The organism is Dorea sp. ICN-14282, assembly GCF_037890115.1.
Classification (GTDB): domain Bacteria; phylum Bacillota; class Clostridia; order Lachnospirales; family Lachnospiraceae; genus Dorea_B; species Dorea_B phocaeensis.
The window spans coordinates 13078-30851 of the sequence record NZ_JBBKBH010000005.1 but is presented as its reverse complement, the minus strand read 5'-3'; the positions used below and the strand labels follow the sequence as shown (position 1 = coordinate 30851).

The following is a 17774-nucleotide window of genomic DNA, read 5'->3' as shown; positions in this document are numbered from 1 at the left end:
GAGTGCAGCTTGGAAGAAAGGGGCTAAAGGAATATGCAGATTACAGATGTACGTGTGAGAAGAGTCGCAAAAGAGGGGAAACTTAAAGCGGTAGTTTCAATTACTATGGATGAGGAATTTGTAGTACATGATATTAAAGTGATTGAAGGAGAAAAAGGTCTGTTTATTGCAATGCCGAGTAAGAAGGCGCTGGATGGGGAATATAGAGATATTGCACATCCGATTAATTCGGGGACGAGAGAGAGAATTCAAAATATTATCCTTGAAAAGTATGAGGAAGCGCTGAACGAAGAGGTAGAAGAGTAATTAATCGGGGACGGAGTTTTTTGAAAAAAACTCCGTCCCCGATTACGTTGTGCGCCTGTCCCGTTCTAACAATCATCCTGTTCTAATTCAAAATGTAAGGGCTTTTGGGTCTTAGGATGATGAAAATCTAATCGATAGGCACATAAGCAGGTTGTTTGCCAGGTGCCGTTTTCCACAGGTTGTGGATTATATTTGGAATCTCCGAGAATAGGACAGCCAAGAGCTGCTAGCTGTACTCGGATTTGGTGATGCCTTCCTGTATCGAGGTGGATGTTAAGCTCAATTGGGGACGTGTTCAAATGAAAAAAACTCCGTCCCAAATGAAAAATCCCCTGTCCCTTTTGAACGGTTTCGTAATGCAGACGGGCAAGTTTTGCACCAGGTGTATCGGGAGTGCAGATTTGAGAGATATTTGTTTTGCGGTCTTTGACCATATAATTTTCAAGGGTGCCACTTTCCGCAGGTGGCATTTTATCAACGAGGGCGCGATAATATTTCCCAAAGCTATGGGAGGTAAGCTGGCGGTTTAGTTCTTTGGCAGCGAAGGGAGTTTTTGCAAAGACCAAAATTCCGGATACCGGTTGATCTAAACGATGAATGACTGCCAGATAAGGTTCACCCTTGCTGTGGTTGGAGTGGGCGATATGATTTTTAAGAAGAGAAACCATATCTGGAGAGCCAAGTTTTCTGCTTTGAGTTGCAATGCCGTGCGATTTGACGCACACCAGAATGTGCGTATCTTCGTATAGAATATTAAGAGGTTTGGTATTCATTGTTGATTCTCCTTAATGTTGAAGTGGTTTGTTTTTATCATTTAAACATAGAGTATCTGAATATGCAAATATAAATGGAAAGGAAGGTGGATAAAGGTGTAATATTACTGACTTTTGTACATGTGAGGAAATGGTGAAGCAGAGTAAGGGCTTGGGTGTGGAAATTTCTGCCTTGACAAATGCAAAATGATAGATTAAAATCACAGTTAACTCAAGAATTTTTGGCAATGAAGAGGATTAGTACATGAAAGCAAGCCCCAGAGAGGAGATCATATGGTGGGAGATCTCTGCTTTGAACTACATGGAACCCGCCTTGGAGCCACTGCATGAAAGTGCAGCGTCTGCCAGCGTTAATGGCAAATGAGAGAACTGCGAATGGGTTGCAGTTAACTAGGGTGGTACCGCCGAGCTTTTCGGTCCCTTTTAGCGGGGACGTAAGGCTTGGCTTTTTCTTTGTGAAAAATAATACGTTTCCCGATATATTTGAGTGTGGGGCAAGGGCCTCGTCAGAATAAGAAAAAGGAGAAGAGAAACATGGCAAAGGAAAAATTAGTAAAAAATATCACACCTCGTGATGAAAATTTTGCACAGTGGTATACAGACGTTGTGCGCGAGGCAGAGTTGTGTGATTATTCAAGCGTAAAAGGATGTCTGAATTATTTACCGAATGGGTATGCGATTTGGGAACTGATTCAGGCGGACCTTGACAGACGTTTTAAAGAAACAGGAGTAGAAAATGTATCTTTACCGCTTTTGATTCCGGAAAGCTTGCTTGAAAAAGAAGCTGATCACATTGAAGGATTTGCGCCGGAAGTTGCATGGGTAACACATGGTGGTATGGAAAGACTGCAGGAAAGATTATGTATTCGTCCGACTTCAGAGACGTTATTCTGCGATCTGTGGGCAAGAACAGTAAAATCTTATCGTGATCTTCCGAAGGTATGGAACCAGTGGAATTCTGTGCTTCGTTGGGAGAAGACTACAAGACCGTTCCTTCGCTCTAGAGAGTTCCTGTGGCAGGAAGGACATACAATTCACGCAACATATGAAGAGGCGGAAGCACGTACGATTCAGATGTTCCATGTATACGAGGATTGCTATAGAGAAACGATGGCGATTCCATATGTGTCTGGAAGAAAGGCAGAGCATGAGAAATTTGATGGAGCGCAGGATACTTACACAGTAGAGGCGCTGATGCATGACGGAAAGGCACTTCAGTCTGCAACAAGCCATTTCTTTGGAAGCGGATTCCCAGATGCATTTGGTATCAAGTATATTGATAAAAACAATGAGCCTCACAGTGTATACGAGACTTCCTGGGGATGGTCTACCAGAAGTATCGGAGCATTGATCATGGTTCATGGTGATGATGACGGACTTGTTCTGCCACCGCATGTTGCACCTGTTGAATGTAAAATTATTCCGATTGCACAGCATAAAGAGGGCGTGCTTGACAGAGCGTATGCATTGTTAGATGAGCTGAAAAAAGCTGGATATAGAGTGAAGATTGACGACTCCGATAAGAGTCCGGGATGGAAGTTCTCTGAACAGGAGATTCTTGGTATTCCAACTCGTATTGAGATTGGACCAAAAGACATTGAGAACAATCAGGTTATTGTTGTTCGCCGTGATACACGTGAGAAAATTGTGGTATCTCTGGATGAAATTGCTACAAAACTGCGTGAAATCTTAGAGCAGGAGCAGCAGGATATGTACGACAGAGCGAAAGAATTCTTGGACAGCCATATCGATACAGCCGTGACGATGGATGAAATGGTTGAGAAGTTTAAAGCAAATCGTGGATTTGTAAAAGCATGCTGGTGTGGAGATCCGGAGTGTGAAGGCGAAGTGAAGTATGCAACAGGAGGAGCAGCAACCAGATGTCTGATCGAGGATGAAGAAATGATTTCAGATAAATGTATCTGGTGTGGAAAACCTGCAAAACATATGGCATATTGGGGAAAATCCTACTAATTTTTGCAATTCATTTGGGACGGAGTTTTTTGAAAAAACCTCCGTCCCAAATTGAAATTGAAAATACCCTGTTCCTAAATTTTAAGAAGCTCATTCTCCGTCAAAGGGGGAATTATATGCCAAGAAAACCGAGACAGGAAAGTCTAACAGGATATTATCATGTAACGACACGAGGGTTGAATAAAGAGCTGATTTTTAATGAAAATCGAGAAAAATCTAGAATTCTTAATATCATTCGAGAAAACTATCAAAAATTCAATGTCAAAATATTTGCATATTGTATCATGCAAAATCATATTCACTTGTTGGTGAAATCAGAAAAAGAGGATTTATCATCTTTCATGGCCAAGATTCTGGCTGAATACGCAAAATATTATAATTATAAACATAAAAGAGTTGGTTACGTCTTTCAGGGACGATTTCATAGCCAATGTATCGAAAGTGAAGAACATTTCTGGAATTGTCTACGATATATTCATTTAAATCCATTAAAAGCAAAAATGTGTAAGAATGTACAAAGTTATCGTTATAGTAGTGCACAAGAATATTTTGATCTGGCAAAATACAAGAAGGGTATTTTAAGTAGTGAAGGATATGATATGAACGTGGGATTACTGGATGGCACGAAAGCCTTTGAAGAGTTTCATCGGATTGAAAGTTCAAAGGTTTTTGCGGATATTCCAGAGGAGGAATTGATGCAGCAAAAAGAAATTGCAAGGATGTTTCTCGAGAATATTTCGAAAGATTTTGAACTTTCCAAGGAAGAGATTTTGGATTGGTGTGACATGAGAAATTTGTTTGAAAGTATTATTGCAAATCAGTTTGAAATTTCAAAACGTGCGGCAAAGAAGCTTCAGAAACTATTAAGGGAAGAAATGAGAATGAGATAACCAAAAGGGACAGGGATATTTTCATTCGGGACGGAGTTTTTTGAAAAAACCTCCGTCCCGAATGAAAATATGATATTATAACCATGGTGTTAGTAAATGGAGGAAAAAGATATGGATAAGTTAAAAATTAATTTGCCGAAGCAGGTAAATGAAATTATAAAAGTTTTGCAGGAACATGGATATGAGGCATATGCTGTTGGTGGTTGTGTGAGGGATTCAGCCTTGGGGAGAAAGCCAGAGGATTGGGATATCACAACATCTGCAACACCAGAAGAAACAAAGGCGCTGTTTCATCGGACATTTGATACGGGGATTGAGCATGGAACAGTAACGGTTTTGCTGGACCATGAAGGGTTTGAAGTTACGACATATCGGGTAGATGGAGACTATGAAGATAACAGGCACCCAAAAGAAGTTACATTTACTAGAAATTTGAGAGAAGATTTATTGAGGCGTGATTTTACCATTAATGCGATGGCGTATAACGAAAAAGATGGGCTGGTCGATGTTTTTGGAGGAATGCGCGATCTAGAGGCAGGAGTAATACGATGTGTGGGCAATGCAAGACAGCGATTTTCGGAAGATGCCCTTAGAATTCTGCGAGGAGTAAGATTTGCGGCACAATTGGGATTTGAGATTGAGGAGGATACAAGAAGCGGGATGCGCGAGCTTGCGGATACACTTCAAAATATCAGTGCTGAAAGAATTCAGATAGAGTTAATAAAAATGCTGACTTCGAAACGGCCAGGATTGCTGAAGGATGCCTATGATTTGGGAATTACAAAGCAATTTTTGCCGGAATTTGATCAAATGATGGAAACGGATCAGGAAACGCCGCATCATATGTATAATGTGGGAGAACACACACTACATGCAATGGAAAATATAAGAGCAGATAAAATTTTGCGTTTAACTATGTTAATGCATGATATGGGCAAGCCGAAGATGAAAACGATAGATGCAAACGGTCGGGCGCATTTTAAAAAACATGCAGTAGAGAGTGAGAGTATTGCGAAAAATGTGCTGCGCAGGTTGAAATTTGATAATGATACACTGCATAAAGTGTGCAAACTTGTTTGTTATCATGACTATCGTATGCCAGCAGAGGCAGCTAATGTTCGGAAGGCGATGAATAAAATAGGGGAAGATCTATTCCCATATTATATGGAAGTGCGTCGGGCGGATGTTTTAGCGCAGAGTCTGTATCAAAGAGAAGAAAAGTTATCTAATTTAGATGCAATTGAAAAATTATATTGTGAAATCTTAGAAAAAAAACAATGTGTGTCATTGAAAGATCTTGCAGTGACTGGCAAGGATTTGATAGAAGCCGGGATGAAGCCTGGCAAGGAAATTGGGGATAAGTTAGAGGAAATGTTGGGGATAGTACTCATAAACCCAGAAAAGAACACGAAAGAAGCATTGTTGAAAACTCTGCACATATAATTCGTTAGAACGTGAAAGACAAATTGGGACGGGGGAAAGTCAATTTGGGACAGGGAAAAATATGAATGGGGACGGAGGTTTTTTCAAAAACCTCCGTCCCCATTCATATTTTCTCCCCATCGGACATACGTTAGAGAGAATAACGGAAAATGTAGGGGATGGATATGCAGGAATATGAGTTGAAAGTATTAGAACAGTACAATATAAAAGTGATCAGTACGCGGAAAACCAGGGGCGCCGTGCTATGTGATACGGACCAGGGACTTCTTCTGCTAAAAGACGTCACCGGGCAGGAGAAGCGAATACCGGTTGTGTGGGAGCTGCACGATTACCTCCGGCAGCAAGGAGTAGAGAATACGGATGAAATCATTTTGAATCAAGAGGGGGACAGTGTGTCCGCATTAGAGGGGGAAGGAAGATACATACTGAAGCGCTGGTTCCCCGGACGGGAATGTGATCTGCACCGACCGGCGGAACTTCTGGAGGCAACAGCCAGCCTTGCAAAATTACATTTACTGATGCAGCATCAGCTGGAACTTCCGGCGGGGACAGGGACTGATTTGAAGGAAGAGTACGCACGTCACAATCGGGAATTGAGAAAGGTGCGGAAATATATGAGAAAGCTTTCGCCCAAAGGAGAATTTGAAATTGCCTTTTTAAAATGTTTTGATCAAATGTATCAGTGGGCATCCGCTTCGCTTCAGGAATTGGAACAGTCAGGCTATGATACACTTTATAAAGAAAGTGTGGAAGGGCACTGCCTCGTTCATGGAGAATACAATTACCACAATATTCTGATGCTTCCGACAGCGCGCCCTGCGCGGGTGGAAATGCCGGAGATTGCAGTGACCAACTTTGAAAAATTCAAGTATGATGTACAGGTAGAAGACTTGTATTATTTTCTGAGAAAAGTAATGGAAAAGACCGGCTGGAAAACCAGGCTTGGTGATAATATGATCAATGCCTATTCAGCCGTCCGCCCAATATCGGATGTGGAGATGGAATACTTGAGAAATCGTTTGTCCTATCCGGAGAAAATCTGGAAGATCGCCAATTCCTATTATCATTCCAACAAAGCATGGGTTTCGGTGAAAAATATCGAAAAGCTTTCCACGGCAATTCGGCAGACGGAAGAAAAACGCCGGTTTTTAGAGGAGATATTTTCTTTTCATTTGTAGCATCCTGTTGTATAATAATGATATTAATGACAGGAGGTGCAATTATGGAATATCGTGAAAGATATGAAGAATGGTTGAATAACCCATATTTTGATGAGGCTATAAAGAAGGAACTGCAGGGGATTGCAGAAGATGATAAGGAAATCAAAGAGCGTTTTTACAAAGATCTTGAGTTTGGAACGGCAGGACTTAGAGGAATCATCGGAGCTGGTACGAACCGCATGAATCTCTATACCGTCAGAAAGGCAACTCAGGGGCTTGCAAACTATATTATAAAGAAAGAGGAACAGGCAAAAGGTGTTGCCATTGCGTATGATTCTCGCCGGATGTCTCCGGAGTTCGCAGATGAAGCAGCGCTTTGTTTGGCTGCAAATGGAATCAAAGCATATGTATTTGAGTCCCTGCGTCCAACACCGGAGTTATCTTATGCAGTGCGCAGACTGGGCTGCATCGCAGGTATTAATATTACAGCAAGTCACAATCCGCCGGAGTATAATGGTTACAAGGTTTACTGGGAAGATGGAGCGCAGATTACGCCGCCCCATGATAAAGGAATTATGGATGAAGTAAAGGCTGTGACAGATTACAGTACTGTAAAAACCATGGGGCTTGAGGAAGCAAAAGACAAAGGTCTTTATGAAGTGATTGGCGAAGATGTGGATGATGGATATATTGCAGAATTGAAAAAGCAGGTGATTCATCAGGATGCCATTGACGCAGTTGGAAAAGACTTAAAGATCGTTTACAGTCCGCTTCATGGAACCGGAAATATTCCGGCAAGACGGATTCTGAAAGAGCTTGGTTTTGAAAATGTATACGTGGTCAAAGAACAGGAACTCCCAGACGGAGAATTCCCGACCGTTTCCTATCCGAATCCAGAGGCGAAAGAAGCGTTTGAGCTGGGTCTGCAACTGGCAGAAGAAGTGGATGCAGATCTTGTGCTGGCTACGGATCCGGATGCAGACCGCCTTGGTGTTTATGTGAAAGATAATGCGTCCGGCGAATACCGTGAGTTGACAGGTAATATGTCCGGATGTCTGCTTGCAGATTATGAGATCGGTCAGAGAAAAGCATTAAAGGGACTTCCTGATGACGGATATCTGATTAAGACGATTGTAACCTCCAACCTTGCAGATGCGATCGCAAAAGGTTACGGAGTTGGGCTGATCGAGGTGCTGACAGGATTTAAGTTTATCGGACAGCAGATTTTGGGATTTGAAACGACAGGAAAGGGTACATATCTTTTCGGATTTGAGGAAAGCTATGGATGTCTGATTGGAACCCATGCAAGAGATAAAGATGCGATTGTAGCAACGATGGCGCTTTGTGAAGCGGCTGCTTACTATAAGACACAGGGCAAGACTCTGTGGGATGCTATGGTTGATTTATATGAACGTTTTGGCTATTACAAAGATGGTATTCAGGCGATTACGTTAAAGGGAATTGAAGGCTTGCAGAAGATTCAGGAGATCCTGGAGACTCTGCGTAAGAATCCGCCGGCAGAAGTAGGCGGATATAAGGTACTCAAAGCAAGAGATTACCAGGCAGATACGATCAAAGATATCGAGACGGGAGAAGTGACAGGGACAGGCCTTCCATCTTCCAATGTACTGTATTATGATCTGACGGATGATGCGTGGCTGTGTGTAAGACCATCAGGAACAGAGCCGAAAGTGAAATTCTATTATGGAGTAAAAGGAGAATCTCTTGCAGACGCAGATGCAAAATCAGAAGCACTTGGAAAAGAAGTTCTGGAAATGATTGATGCTATGATGTAAAGAAATGGAAAATAAGGTTTCAGCCGTATGCAAAAATGCGGAAAAAGCCCGTAAATACGGCGAAAACCGGGAAAATTACCTTGACAAACATAGGGAAAAACGGTATAACAGTAACTAAAGGCATTTGCAGAGGGGACTGATGCAAGATGTCAAGGATAATAGAAGAGAGTAGAATAAATACAGGATTCTATGCGAAGACAAGAGGAGGAAAAATCCATGAACAAAACAGAATTAATCGCAGCAATTGCTGACCAGGCAGAATTATCTAAGAAGGACGCTGAGAAGGCTTTAAAAGCATTTGTTGACGTAGTAACAGATGAATTAAAGAAAGATCATAAAGTACAGTTAGTAGGCTTTGGAACTTTTGAAGTAAGCAAGAGAGCTGCAAGAGAGGGAAGAAATCCTCAGACAGGAAAGACTATGAAGATCGAAGCTTGCAGTGCACCAAAGTTCAAAGCAGGAAAAGCTTTAAAAGATGCGGTAAATGCATAATTGTGGATACGAATAGAATAGTAAGGTTCGTGTAAGGATAGGGAGCTTTTTGGCTCCCTACTTTTATTATTGAAAACAGGAGGATTTCAGAGATGAGATTGGATAAATTTTTGAAAGTGTCCCGTCTGATTAAAAGAAGGACAGTGGCAAATGAAGCCTGCGACGCAGGAAGAGTACAGGTTAACGGAACGGTTGCCAAGGCATCCGTGAAGGTAAAACCGGGAGACGTCATAGAAATTCAGTTTGGTACCCGCACCGTGAAAGTGGAGGTGCTGGATATTCAGGATACAACCAAAAAGGAAGAGGCAAAAGAATTGTTCAAATATTTGTAATATTCGCGAACAACCTTTCATAGGATTAGGAAGAAAGGTTGTGTGGCAGATATGGAAGAAAGAACAGTATCAAAAAATCATAAACTGGTCATTAATAATCGGAAAAACAGTCTGGTAACCGGAGTGAATGATGTGTTGTCTTTTGACTTAAATGAGATCCTGCTGGAGACAGAGCAAGGAATGCTCATGGTGAAAGGGTCCGATCTTCACGTGAATCGGTTAAGTCTGGAAAAAGGGGAAGTCGATCTGTCGGGAAATATTGACAGTGTGGCGTATTCAGATATGAAGGCGGTTGGAAAGCAGTCGGAAAATCTGTTTTCTAAATTGTTCAGGTAATGGAATGACAGGGATCCGAGAAGAATTTATGGTGTTTTTGGCGGCAGTGCTTTCCGGGGGAATCATCCGTTTGGTATACCGATGCATTTCCTGTTTCCGTCAGATTGTACGTCATAATCTGACAGTGATAGGAATTGAGGACCTGATTTTCTGGATGGGGACGGCTGTTTATGTGTTTGTGCAAATTTACCATACCAGTGATGGTAGCGTTCGATGGCATTTTATACTAGGTGTTGTAGTTGGGGCGCTTTTTATGACGGGGTTTTTGAAACAGGAAGAAAAACTGTATAAAAAAATCTACACTTATCGGGAACGGATTTGCTCCAAAAGACTTGATTCAGGGAGGAAAAAAAGATAAGATAAAAAACAATAAGGGATAATAAAAGTCGGCAGGGGTGCCGGCGTAAGGGTGAGTATAATGAATAAAATGAAGCAGAAAAGCCGTATGCAGCGGCAGAGGAAGCGCATGCAGCGCCATCGGAGAAGTGTTCTCGGAATCAGCGCAGTTATCCTTCTTCTTATGGCGGTAGTGTCGGTTAATAGCGTATCGCTGAAAGCCAAAGACCGGGATTATCGGGCACAGGAAGAGGAACTGAAAGAGAAGATTGAGGACGAAAAAGCACGTGCGAAAGAGATTGAAGAGCTGGAAGAATATGTAGGTACAGATGAATATGTAGAGGATGTGGCGAAGGAGAAGCTAGGTCTTGTACATGAAAATGAGATTATATTTAAGGCGGAATAAAGAACAGATGATAAGCTTTAGGAAGAGATTCCTAAAGCTTTTTTCAATGTCTGGGCAAAATTTGTCAAAGAAACCGCAGGAAAAGGGGAAAAGAATGGAAGCAGTAAAAGAAAAAGAGACGTTTTTGAATCCATATGTCATTCAGATGGACAAGTTTGCGGATTCATTGGTACATTTGTCGAACACCTTTGTACAGCTGGAGCCGTATCGAGGGACATTTTCAAAAGAGGAGATCGAAGAAATGTTTCAGCGGACAACAGATCGGGTGTGCAGAGGCTGTGAGTGTGAGCGGCGGGGAGAGTGTTTGGGAGAGAAAAAGATCGATACCTATCAGATTTTTTATGAGATCTTGTGCAAGGTAGAAGAATACGGGGCGGAATTGAATGTGGAATTGAAGCGGAAACTGAAACGTCAATGTCTGCTGGCGCCAAGATTTCTTCGAGAGGCACTGGAAGTATTCGAGGGCGGTAAGCAGGTACTGATGTGGAACCAGAAAATCGTCCGCAACAGGGAAGGATATGCAGGGCAGCTTATGAGTCTGGCAGGGATGATAAAAGGGGCAACGAGAGAACTGGATGCGGGAATATTTACAGATGATCATCTGGAAAAGCGGATCAAGAGTCAGCTGCGAAAGTCCGGCGTGCGGATGCTGTCGGTGGTGTTTTATATGACGTCCCAGGGGAAATATGAGATTCACTTAACGGTAAAGGCAGGGAAAGGCCAATTGATTGCAACCAAAGAAATGGCGGCTCTTGTAGGGAGATGCGTAGGACGAACCATGGTTCCGGAGCAGGGGGAGCGTCCGGTAGTGGGGGAAGAATACTGCAGTATCGCCTGTGTGGAGAGTGCAAGGTTTCATACGCTTCAAGGAGTGGCGAAGATTGGGAAGGGGTGCGATAAAATTTCGGGAGATACTTTTTTGATGACCGATCTGCCAGGCGGGAAGAAAGGGATTGCGCTCTCGGATGGCATGGGTTCTGGGGAAGCAGCGCTTCAGGAGAGTAAAATGGTTGTGGAGATGCTGGAGGAACTTTTAGAAGCGGGCTTTCCGGTAAAAACAGCGATTCAGATGATGAATACAGCGCTTGCCATTGGGAGGGAGGAAGTTCGGTTCTCAACGATTGACGTTAGTATGTTTGATCTTTATACGGGAACCTGTGAATTTGTGAAAGCCGGTGCATCGGTTACTTTTGTAAAGCGGGCAGAAGGGGTGGAGAAGATTACCTCATCAACGCTCCCGATCGGCGTTTTACAGGAATTGGAAATTGACAGTCAGACACTTAAGCTGGAATCGGGAGATTTTGTGATTATGGTGACGGACGGTGTGATGGATGCACTTCCGGTAGGAGAACAGGAAGAATTAATGAAGCAGTTTATTTGGGAAGCCGGTATGGTGAATCCAAAAGAATTTGCACATCATATTTTGGGGCGGGTTCTGGAAGTGTCGGGAGAGGTGCCTTCGGATGATATGACGGTGATCGCAGTGGGAATCTGGAACCTGTAAACTTGCTTTTTTGTCTGAATTTCTATATAGTTATAAATTAGTAAAGCAGAATCTGAAGAAGTACCAAGTTCAGAGAGCTCAGAAGGAGTTCAGAGAGAATAGAGAGGAAGAGAAAGGCAAAAAGAGTCGGAAGATGGAACAGCAGATAAAAGCATATATAGAAAAATATCATATGATTGACCGGGGCGATAAGGTGCTGGTGGGCTTGTCAGGAGGTGCAGATTCGGTGTGCCTTCTTTTCGTGCTGTTAAACTTACGCGCTGAACTTGGAATTGAGCTTGAGGCGGTTCATGTTCATCATGGATTAAGAGGGGAATCAGCAGATGAGGATGAAGCCTATGTGCGCAATCTGTGCCGGCAGCAGAACGTAGTGCTTCATGTTCACCGGGCAGACATTCGAGCTTATGCGCTGGAGCGGGGCGTTGGGGAAGAGGAGGCAGGCAGAGAGGTGCGCCGCCAGGTGTTCACGGAACTTTTAAAGGAGAGAGAAGGAAGTAAGATTGCACTTGCTCACCACAAAAATGACAATGCAGAGACACTGCTTTGGAACCTTTGCAGGGGGTGCGGACTAAAGGGGGCAGGAGGGATTGCTCCGGCTGAAGGAGTGTGGATTCGTCCACTTCTTGCGGTTAGTCGGCTGGAGATTGAATCATATTTGGAAAAACGGGGAATATCTTATTGTACGGATGAAACAAATAAGGAGGACACCTATACCAGAAACCGGATCAGAAGCCATGTAATTCCGTACTTGGAACATGCGGTTAATCGGCAGACGGTGGAGCACATGGCAAAGGCAATGGAACAGTTTCGTGCTGCAGAGGAATATCTTGAGGCAGAGACGGAAAAACATTTAGAAAATTGTTTCCAGGAAGGCTGCCTGCACAAATCCATTTACGAATGTGTTCCTGAGGCGCTGAAGTCGAGGGTGGTATATCAAGTGCTTTGCCGGATGGCGGGAAAGAGCAGAGATATAGAAGTGGTTCATGTGGAAATGGTACAGGAATTGATGGAGAAACAGGTAGGAAGAAGGGTTTTGCTTCCGTATCAGTTGGAAGCGATTCGGTGCTACGAAGGAATTCGAGTGGAAAAATGGGGCAAAAAAATACAGGGCGAAGAAGCACAGCTTGATGTGTATGAGGAAATGCCGGAATCTTTGATGGCAAAGAGAGTATCTATGCGAGTTTTTGAAAGAACGCCGGATATGACAAGATTTCCTGAAAAAGAGTACACGAAATGGTTCGATTATGATATAATAAAAAATACTGTAAAAATAAGGCACAGGAAGCCGGGAGATTCCCTGGCGGTGAATCGCATGGGAGGAAGGCAGAAGCTGAAACAGTATTTTATCAATGAGAAGATTCCCAAAGAAGAGAGGGATCGGGTCTGGCTTGTGGCGGACGGCTCTAAGATTATGTGGGTGGTAGGATACCGGCAGAGTCAGGATTATCAGATTACAGAACACACAAAAAATATTTTAGAAATTACATTTTACGGAGGAAAAGAAGATGGCAGAGAGCGTTAGAGTATTGGTTGATGAGGCAGAGGTTGCGAAGAGAATTGAGTATCTTGGAAAGAAGATCAGTGAGGATTATGCCGGCAAACAGGTGCATCTGATCTGTGTATTAAAGGGCGGCGTATTCTTTATGTGCGAGCTGGCTAAGAGAATCAGCGTGCCGGTATCTATGGATTTTATGAGTGTTAGCAGCTACGGAGACGGAACGGCGTCAAGTGGTGTTGTGAAGATCGCAAAAGATTTAGATGAGACGTTGGAAGGAAAAGATGTACTGGTTGTCGAAGATATCATCGATTCCGGAAGAACTTTGTATTATCTGCTTGACATCCTGGCAAAGAGAAATCCGAAGAGCATGAAGCTGTGTACCCTTCTTGACAAACCGGACAGACGTGTCAGAGACGTAAAGGTAGATTATGTTGGATTTGAGATTCCAGATGAGTTTGTAGTTGGCTATGGACTTGACTATGCACAGAAATATAGAAATCTTCCATATATCGGAGTGGTAGAAGGCGTAGAATAGGGAGCGAAATAGAAAGGGGCTAGACATTGGGCGACAAAAAAACAAGAGGACTGAGTGGAGTGACGCTGTTGATGTTCGTCATCTTTGTGTTTGCGGCACTCTGGTTTACGAATCAGTTTGAGCAGAAAGAAAAACAGCTGTCCTGGAATACGTTTGAAAAGCTGATTGTAAGCGAAGACGTAACAGAGGTGGTTGTCAGACAGAACAAGAATGTTCCGACTGGTCGATTGGAGATTCAAGTCGGCGATGCGAAAAACGGAGATGTCCGTTATCTGTATGTATCGGATGTCAATGAGATTCAGGATTATTTAAAGAAGAAGGACGTCGATTATCAGATGCCGGATATTCCGCAGGATAACTGGTTTGCGACGACGATCATGCCGATGCTTTTGATGTTTGGCGGTGTGATGGTAATCTTTATGCTGATGAATCGGCAGAATGGCGCGGGAGCTAATTCAAAGGCGATGAACTTTGGGAAGAGCCGTGCGCGTCTGAGCACGGAGCAGGACAAGAAGATTACATTTGCCCAGGTGGCGGGCTTGAGAGAAGAGAAAGAAGATTTGGAGGAAATTGTTGATTTCCTTCGGTCTCCGAAAAAGTATATTCAGGTAGGGGCGAGAATCCCGAAAGGAGTTCTCCTTGTGGGACCTCCGGGAACCGGAAAGACTTTGCTTGCAAAGGCAGTGGCCGGTGAGGCAGGAGTTCCGTTCTTTACCATCTCAGGATCTGACTTTGTGGAAATGTTTGTTGGTGTAGGTGCGTCTCGTGTTCGTGATTTATTTGAAGATGCAAAAAAGAATGCGCCTTGCATTATATTTATTGATGAGATTGATGCCGTGGCAAGACGCCGTGGCACCGGTATGGGCGGCGGCCATGATGAACGGGAACAGACATTGAACCAGCTGTTGGTTGAGATGGATGGCTTCGGAGTTAATGAAGGGATCATCGTGATGGCGGCGACAAACCGGGTGGATATTCTGGATCCGGCAATCTTACGTCCGGGAAGATTTGACCGGAAGGTTATGGTAGGACGTCCGGATGTCCAGGGAAGAGAAGAGATTCTGAAAGTACATGCCAAAGGCAAACCTTTGAGTGAGGAGATTGATCTAAAACAGATTGCGCAGACGACGGCCGGATTTACCGGGGCGGATCTGGAGAACCTTTTGAATGAGGCAGCAATTATTGCAGCGAAAGAAGACCGGGTATATCTGAAACAGCAGGATATCCGCCAGGCATTTGTGAAGGTGGGAATTGGTACTGAAAAGAAGAGCCGGGTTATTTCCGATAAGGAGAAACGAATCACTGCGTTCCATGAAGCGGGGCACGCGATTTTGTTCCATGTCCTTCCGGATGTGGGTCCGGTCTACAGCGTATCCATTATTCCGACGGGAGGCGCCGGCGGGTATACGATGCCGCTGCCGGAGCAGGATGACATGTTCAACACCAAAGGGAAGATGCTGCAGGATATTACCGTGTCTCTTGGCGGGCGCGTAGCAGAAGAGCTAGTGCTTGATGATATTACGACAGGAGCATCTCAGGATATCAAGCAGGCGACGGGGCTTGCGCGTTCCATGGTAATGAAGTTTGGAATGTCTGAGACGGTTGGTCTGATTAACTACGATGACGATAGTGATGAAGTGTTCATCGGGCGAGATCTGGCTCATGCTTCCAGAGGTTATGGAGAAAATGTGGCGACAACGATTGATCAGGAAGTAAAGCGGATCATCGATGAATGTTACGAGAAAGCAAAAACCATTATTCAGAAGTATGATGGTGTGCTGCATGAATGTGCAGAACTTTTGCTGGAAAAAGAAAAAATTTCCAGAGAAGAATTTGAAGCTCTGTTTCTGGAAGAATCCTGCTAATTTAGCGGCAGGAGACCGGATACAGGAAGAATAGAGAGGAATCAGAGCGCATGAATGAACAAGCGTTATTCTGTGATGGAACCGCAGCCTATGTCATTCCGGCAGAGCCAAAGGAGCGGGAGATGGTACGTCTCCGGTTCCGAACGGCGAAGGATGATATAGACTGCGTCCGTCTAATTACCGGGAATGTGGGTTATGATATGGAAAAAGAAAGCTCCCGGGGATTATTTGACTATTATACAATTAACTGGAAGCTTGGCGAAGAACCATTTTCCTATTGTTTTCAGGTGGAAAAAGGAGAAGAGCTTTGTTATTATGGCAGATGCGGCGTATCGAAGGAAAGGAAAATCTTTTATGATTTCAGGATTGTTCCTGGCTTTTCTACGCCGGACTGGGCAAAAGGCGCGGTGATGTATCAAATTTTTACAGACCGCTTTTATAATGGAGATCCTTCCAATGATGTAGAAGACAGAGAGTATTATTATATAGGCGGCTATAGCAGCAGGGTGAAGGATTGGAACAAATATCCGGCGGCTATGGGCGTTCGGGAATTTTACGGCGGTGATCTACAGGGCGTGATAGAAAAGCTGGACTACCTGCAGGATTTGGGCGTGGAAGTGTTGTATTTTAACCCGCTGTTCGTATCGCCATCCAACCACAAATACGATATTCAGGATTATGATTATATTGATCCGCACTACGGCGCGATTGTAGACGATGGCGGAGAGGTTCTGCCGGAGGGAGTGACGGAAAATAGACAGGCGACAAAATATCAGCGGCGAACAGGCAGCTTTAAAAACCTGGAAGCTAGTAATGAGTTGTTTATCCAATTGGTAGAGGAACTCCATCGGCGCGGCATGAAAATTATCCTGGACGGTGTATTCAATCACTGTGGTTCTTTTAATAAGTGGATGGATCGGGAAAGGATTTACGAAGGGCAGGACACATATGAGCCGGGCGCCTATGTGTCGGCAGACAGTCCTTACAGGAGCTATTTCCGATTCTTTCAGGAGGAGCCGGGTGCTTGGCCGTACAATGGGAATTATGATGGATGGTGGGGGCATGATACCCTTCCGAAATTAAATTATGAAGATTCTACGAAGCTGGAAAATTATATTTTGCAGATCGGACGCAAATGGGTGTCGCCGCCGTACAATGTGGATGGCTGGCGCCTGGACGTGGCGGCAGATTTGGGACGCAGCAATGAGTATAATCATTATTTCTGGAAGAAATTCCGGCAGGCAGTGAAGGATGCAAATCCCAATGCGCTGATTCTTGCTGAGCATTACGGGGATCCGGGAGAATGGCTGCAGGGAGATGAATGGGATACGGTGATGAATTATGATGCATTTATGGAGCCGGTCACCTGGTTTTTGACTGGAATGGAGAAGCACAGCGATGAAGCAAGAGAGGAGCTTCTTGGAAATGCAGATAATTTTGTGGGAAGTATCCAGCATCATATGGCGAATATGCTGACGCCGTCTCTGCAGGTAGCGATGAATGAGTTGTCCAACCATGATCATTCCAGGTTCCTGACCCGGACAAACCACATTGTGGGACGAGTGGAACACCTTGGCCCGGAAGCGGCAGAGGCATATGTGAATCCGGCAGTTATGCGTGAAGCTGTGGTGATGCAGATGACATGGCCCGGAGCGCCGACGGTGTATTACGGCGATGAGGCCGGTGTGTGTGGATTTACAGATCCGGATAACCGAAGAACTTATCCGTGGGGACACGAAGATCAGGAAATGCTTTCGTTTCACAAAGAGATGATCCGCATTCATAAAGAATTCCCGGCGCTTCGGACGGGATCCTTGAAACTTCTTTGCTGGGATGAAAATATTCTGGCTTACGGAAGATTTTTGGAGGAGCCGATTATTGTGATTATCAATAACCGCAGTGAGCTGGCAGAGGTGACGGTTCCGGTATGGTGCGCCGAAGTTGCGCAGCGCTGCCGCATGGTTCGTCTGATGTATTCTTATCTGGATGGGTATACGATGGAGTATGAGGAATATCTGGTGAGAAATGGCGATCTTGTGGTAAATATGGGAGCGCATTCTGCGCTGGTGCTGAAGGCGATAGATGAAAGTTAAATGCAGAAAAATTTATATTTATAAAAAGGAAAGAG

17 protein-coding genes and 1 other annotated feature are annotated in these 17774 nt (G+C 44.0%); of the genes, 16 read left to right on the top strand and 1 reads right to left on the bottom strand.

The features are described from left to right. Nucleotides 1-33: 33 nt before the first annotated feature. The gene (spoVG, locus tag WKT00_RS11240; protein WP_101696051.1) at nt 34-306 is read left to right on the top strand and encodes a septation regulator SpoVG; all 273 of its coding nucleotides are present in this window, start codon (nt 34-36) and stop codon (nt 304-306) included. Nucleotides 307-371: 65 nt separating this feature from the next. On the opposite strand, the gene WKT00_RS11235 is transcribed toward spoVG, so the two are convergent. Further along, a complete protein-coding gene (locus tag WKT00_RS11235; RefSeq protein WP_101696050.1) occupies nt 372-1079 on the bottom strand; it encodes an RluA family pseudouridine synthase in 708 nt (235 codons plus the stop codon). A gap of 218 nt (nt 1080-1297) precedes the next feature. Further along, nucleotides 1298-1504 (top strand) — a binding site (T-box leader). Nucleotides 1505-1613: 109 nt separating this feature from the next. Here WKT00_RS11235 and proS point away from each other — a divergent pair. The 15 genes from proS to WKT00_RS11160 all read left to right on the top strand — a co-directional run bounded on the left by proS (nt 1614) and on the right by WKT00_RS11160 (nt 17739). Further along, nucleotides 1614-3053, top strand: a complete 1440-nt coding sequence (gene proS, locus WKT00_RS11230; protein WP_340263695.1) for a proline--tRNA ligase — start codon at nt 1614-1616, stop codon at nt 3051-3053. A gap of 29 nt (nt 3054-3082) precedes the next feature. Continuing rightward, nucleotides 3083-3943 (top strand): REP-associated tyrosine transposase, encoded by an 861-nt coding sequence (locus WKT00_RS11225; RefSeq protein ID WP_340263693.1) that lies wholly within the window; start codon nt 3083-3085, stop codon nt 3941-3943. Between the two features lie 111 nt (nt 3944-4054). Next, entirely contained in the window at nt 4055-5386 is a 1332-nt protein-coding gene (locus WKT00_RS11220) for a CCA tRNA nucleotidyltransferase (RefSeq protein ID WP_340263691.1), read from the top strand. Nucleotides 5387-5550: 164 nt separating this feature from the next. Continuing rightward, on the top strand, nt 5551-6564 hold the full coding sequence (locus WKT00_RS11215; RefSeq protein ID WP_101696046.1) for a CotS family spore coat protein: 1014 nt from the start codon (nt 5551-5553) through the stop codon (nt 6562-6564). A gap of 44 nt (nt 6565-6608) precedes the next feature. Beyond that, nucleotides 6609-8342, top strand: coding sequence for a phospho-sugar mutase (locus tag WKT00_RS11210; RefSeq protein ID WP_340263689.1), 1734 nt, complete (start codon nt 6609-6611; stop codon nt 8340-8342). Between the two features lie 189 nt (nt 8343-8531). Further along, nucleotides 8532-8834, top strand: a complete 303-nt coding sequence (locus WKT00_RS11205) for an HU family DNA-binding protein (RefSeq protein WP_274602442.1) — start codon at nt 8532-8534, stop codon at nt 8832-8834. A gap of 92 nt (nt 8835-8926) precedes the next feature. After that, entirely contained in the window at nt 8927-9166 is a 240-nt protein-coding gene (locus tag WKT00_RS11200) for an RNA-binding S4 domain-containing protein (protein WP_101696043.1), read from the top strand. A 51-nt stretch (nt 9167-9217) separates the two neighbouring features. Further along, a complete protein-coding gene (gene yabP / locus WKT00_RS11195) occupies nt 9218-9502 on the top strand; it encodes a sporulation protein YabP (protein WP_173815044.1) in 285 nt (94 codons plus the stop codon). A 4-nt stretch (nt 9503-9506) separates the two neighbouring features. Then, a complete protein-coding gene (yabQ, locus tag WKT00_RS11190) occupies nt 9507-9860 on the top strand; it encodes a spore cortex biosynthesis protein YabQ (protein WP_101696042.1) in 354 nt (117 codons plus the stop codon). A 60-nt stretch (nt 9861-9920) separates the two neighbouring features. After that, complete coding sequence (locus tag WKT00_RS11185) at nt 9921-10244, top strand: septum formation initiator family protein (RefSeq protein WP_101696041.1); 324 nt, start codon at nt 9921-9923, stop codon at nt 10242-10244. A 94-nt stretch (nt 10245-10338) separates the two neighbouring features. Then, complete coding sequence (locus tag WKT00_RS11180) at nt 10339-11748, top strand: SpoIIE family protein phosphatase (RefSeq protein WP_173815015.1); 1410 nt, start codon at nt 10339-10341, stop codon at nt 11746-11748. Between the two features lie 133 nt (nt 11749-11881). Continuing rightward, nucleotides 11882-13270 (top strand): tRNA lysidine(34) synthetase TilS, encoded by a 1389-nt coding sequence (tilS, locus tag WKT00_RS11175; RefSeq protein WP_340263688.1) that lies wholly within the window; start codon nt 11882-11884, stop codon nt 13268-13270. Continuing rightward, the gene (gene hpt, locus WKT00_RS11170) at nt 13254-13781 is read left to right on the top strand and encodes a hypoxanthine phosphoribosyltransferase (protein ID WP_101696039.1); all 528 of its coding nucleotides are present in this window, start codon (nt 13254-13256) and stop codon (nt 13779-13781) included. Before tilS ends, hpt begins: the two co-directional genes overlap by 17 nt. 26 nt (nt 13782-13807) lie before the next feature. Further along, complete coding sequence (gene ftsH / locus WKT00_RS11165) at nt 13808-15646, top strand: ATP-dependent zinc metalloprotease FtsH (RefSeq protein WP_173815012.1); 1839 nt, start codon at nt 13808-13810, stop codon at nt 15644-15646. A gap of 50 nt (nt 15647-15696) precedes the next feature. Then, nucleotides 15697-17739 carry a glycoside hydrolase family 13 protein gene (locus WKT00_RS11160; RefSeq protein WP_340263686.1) on the top strand — a complete coding sequence of 681 codons (2043 nt, stop codon included), beginning with the start codon at nt 15697-15699 and terminating at the stop codon, nt 17737-17739. Nucleotides 17740-17774 lie beyond the last annotated feature (35 nt).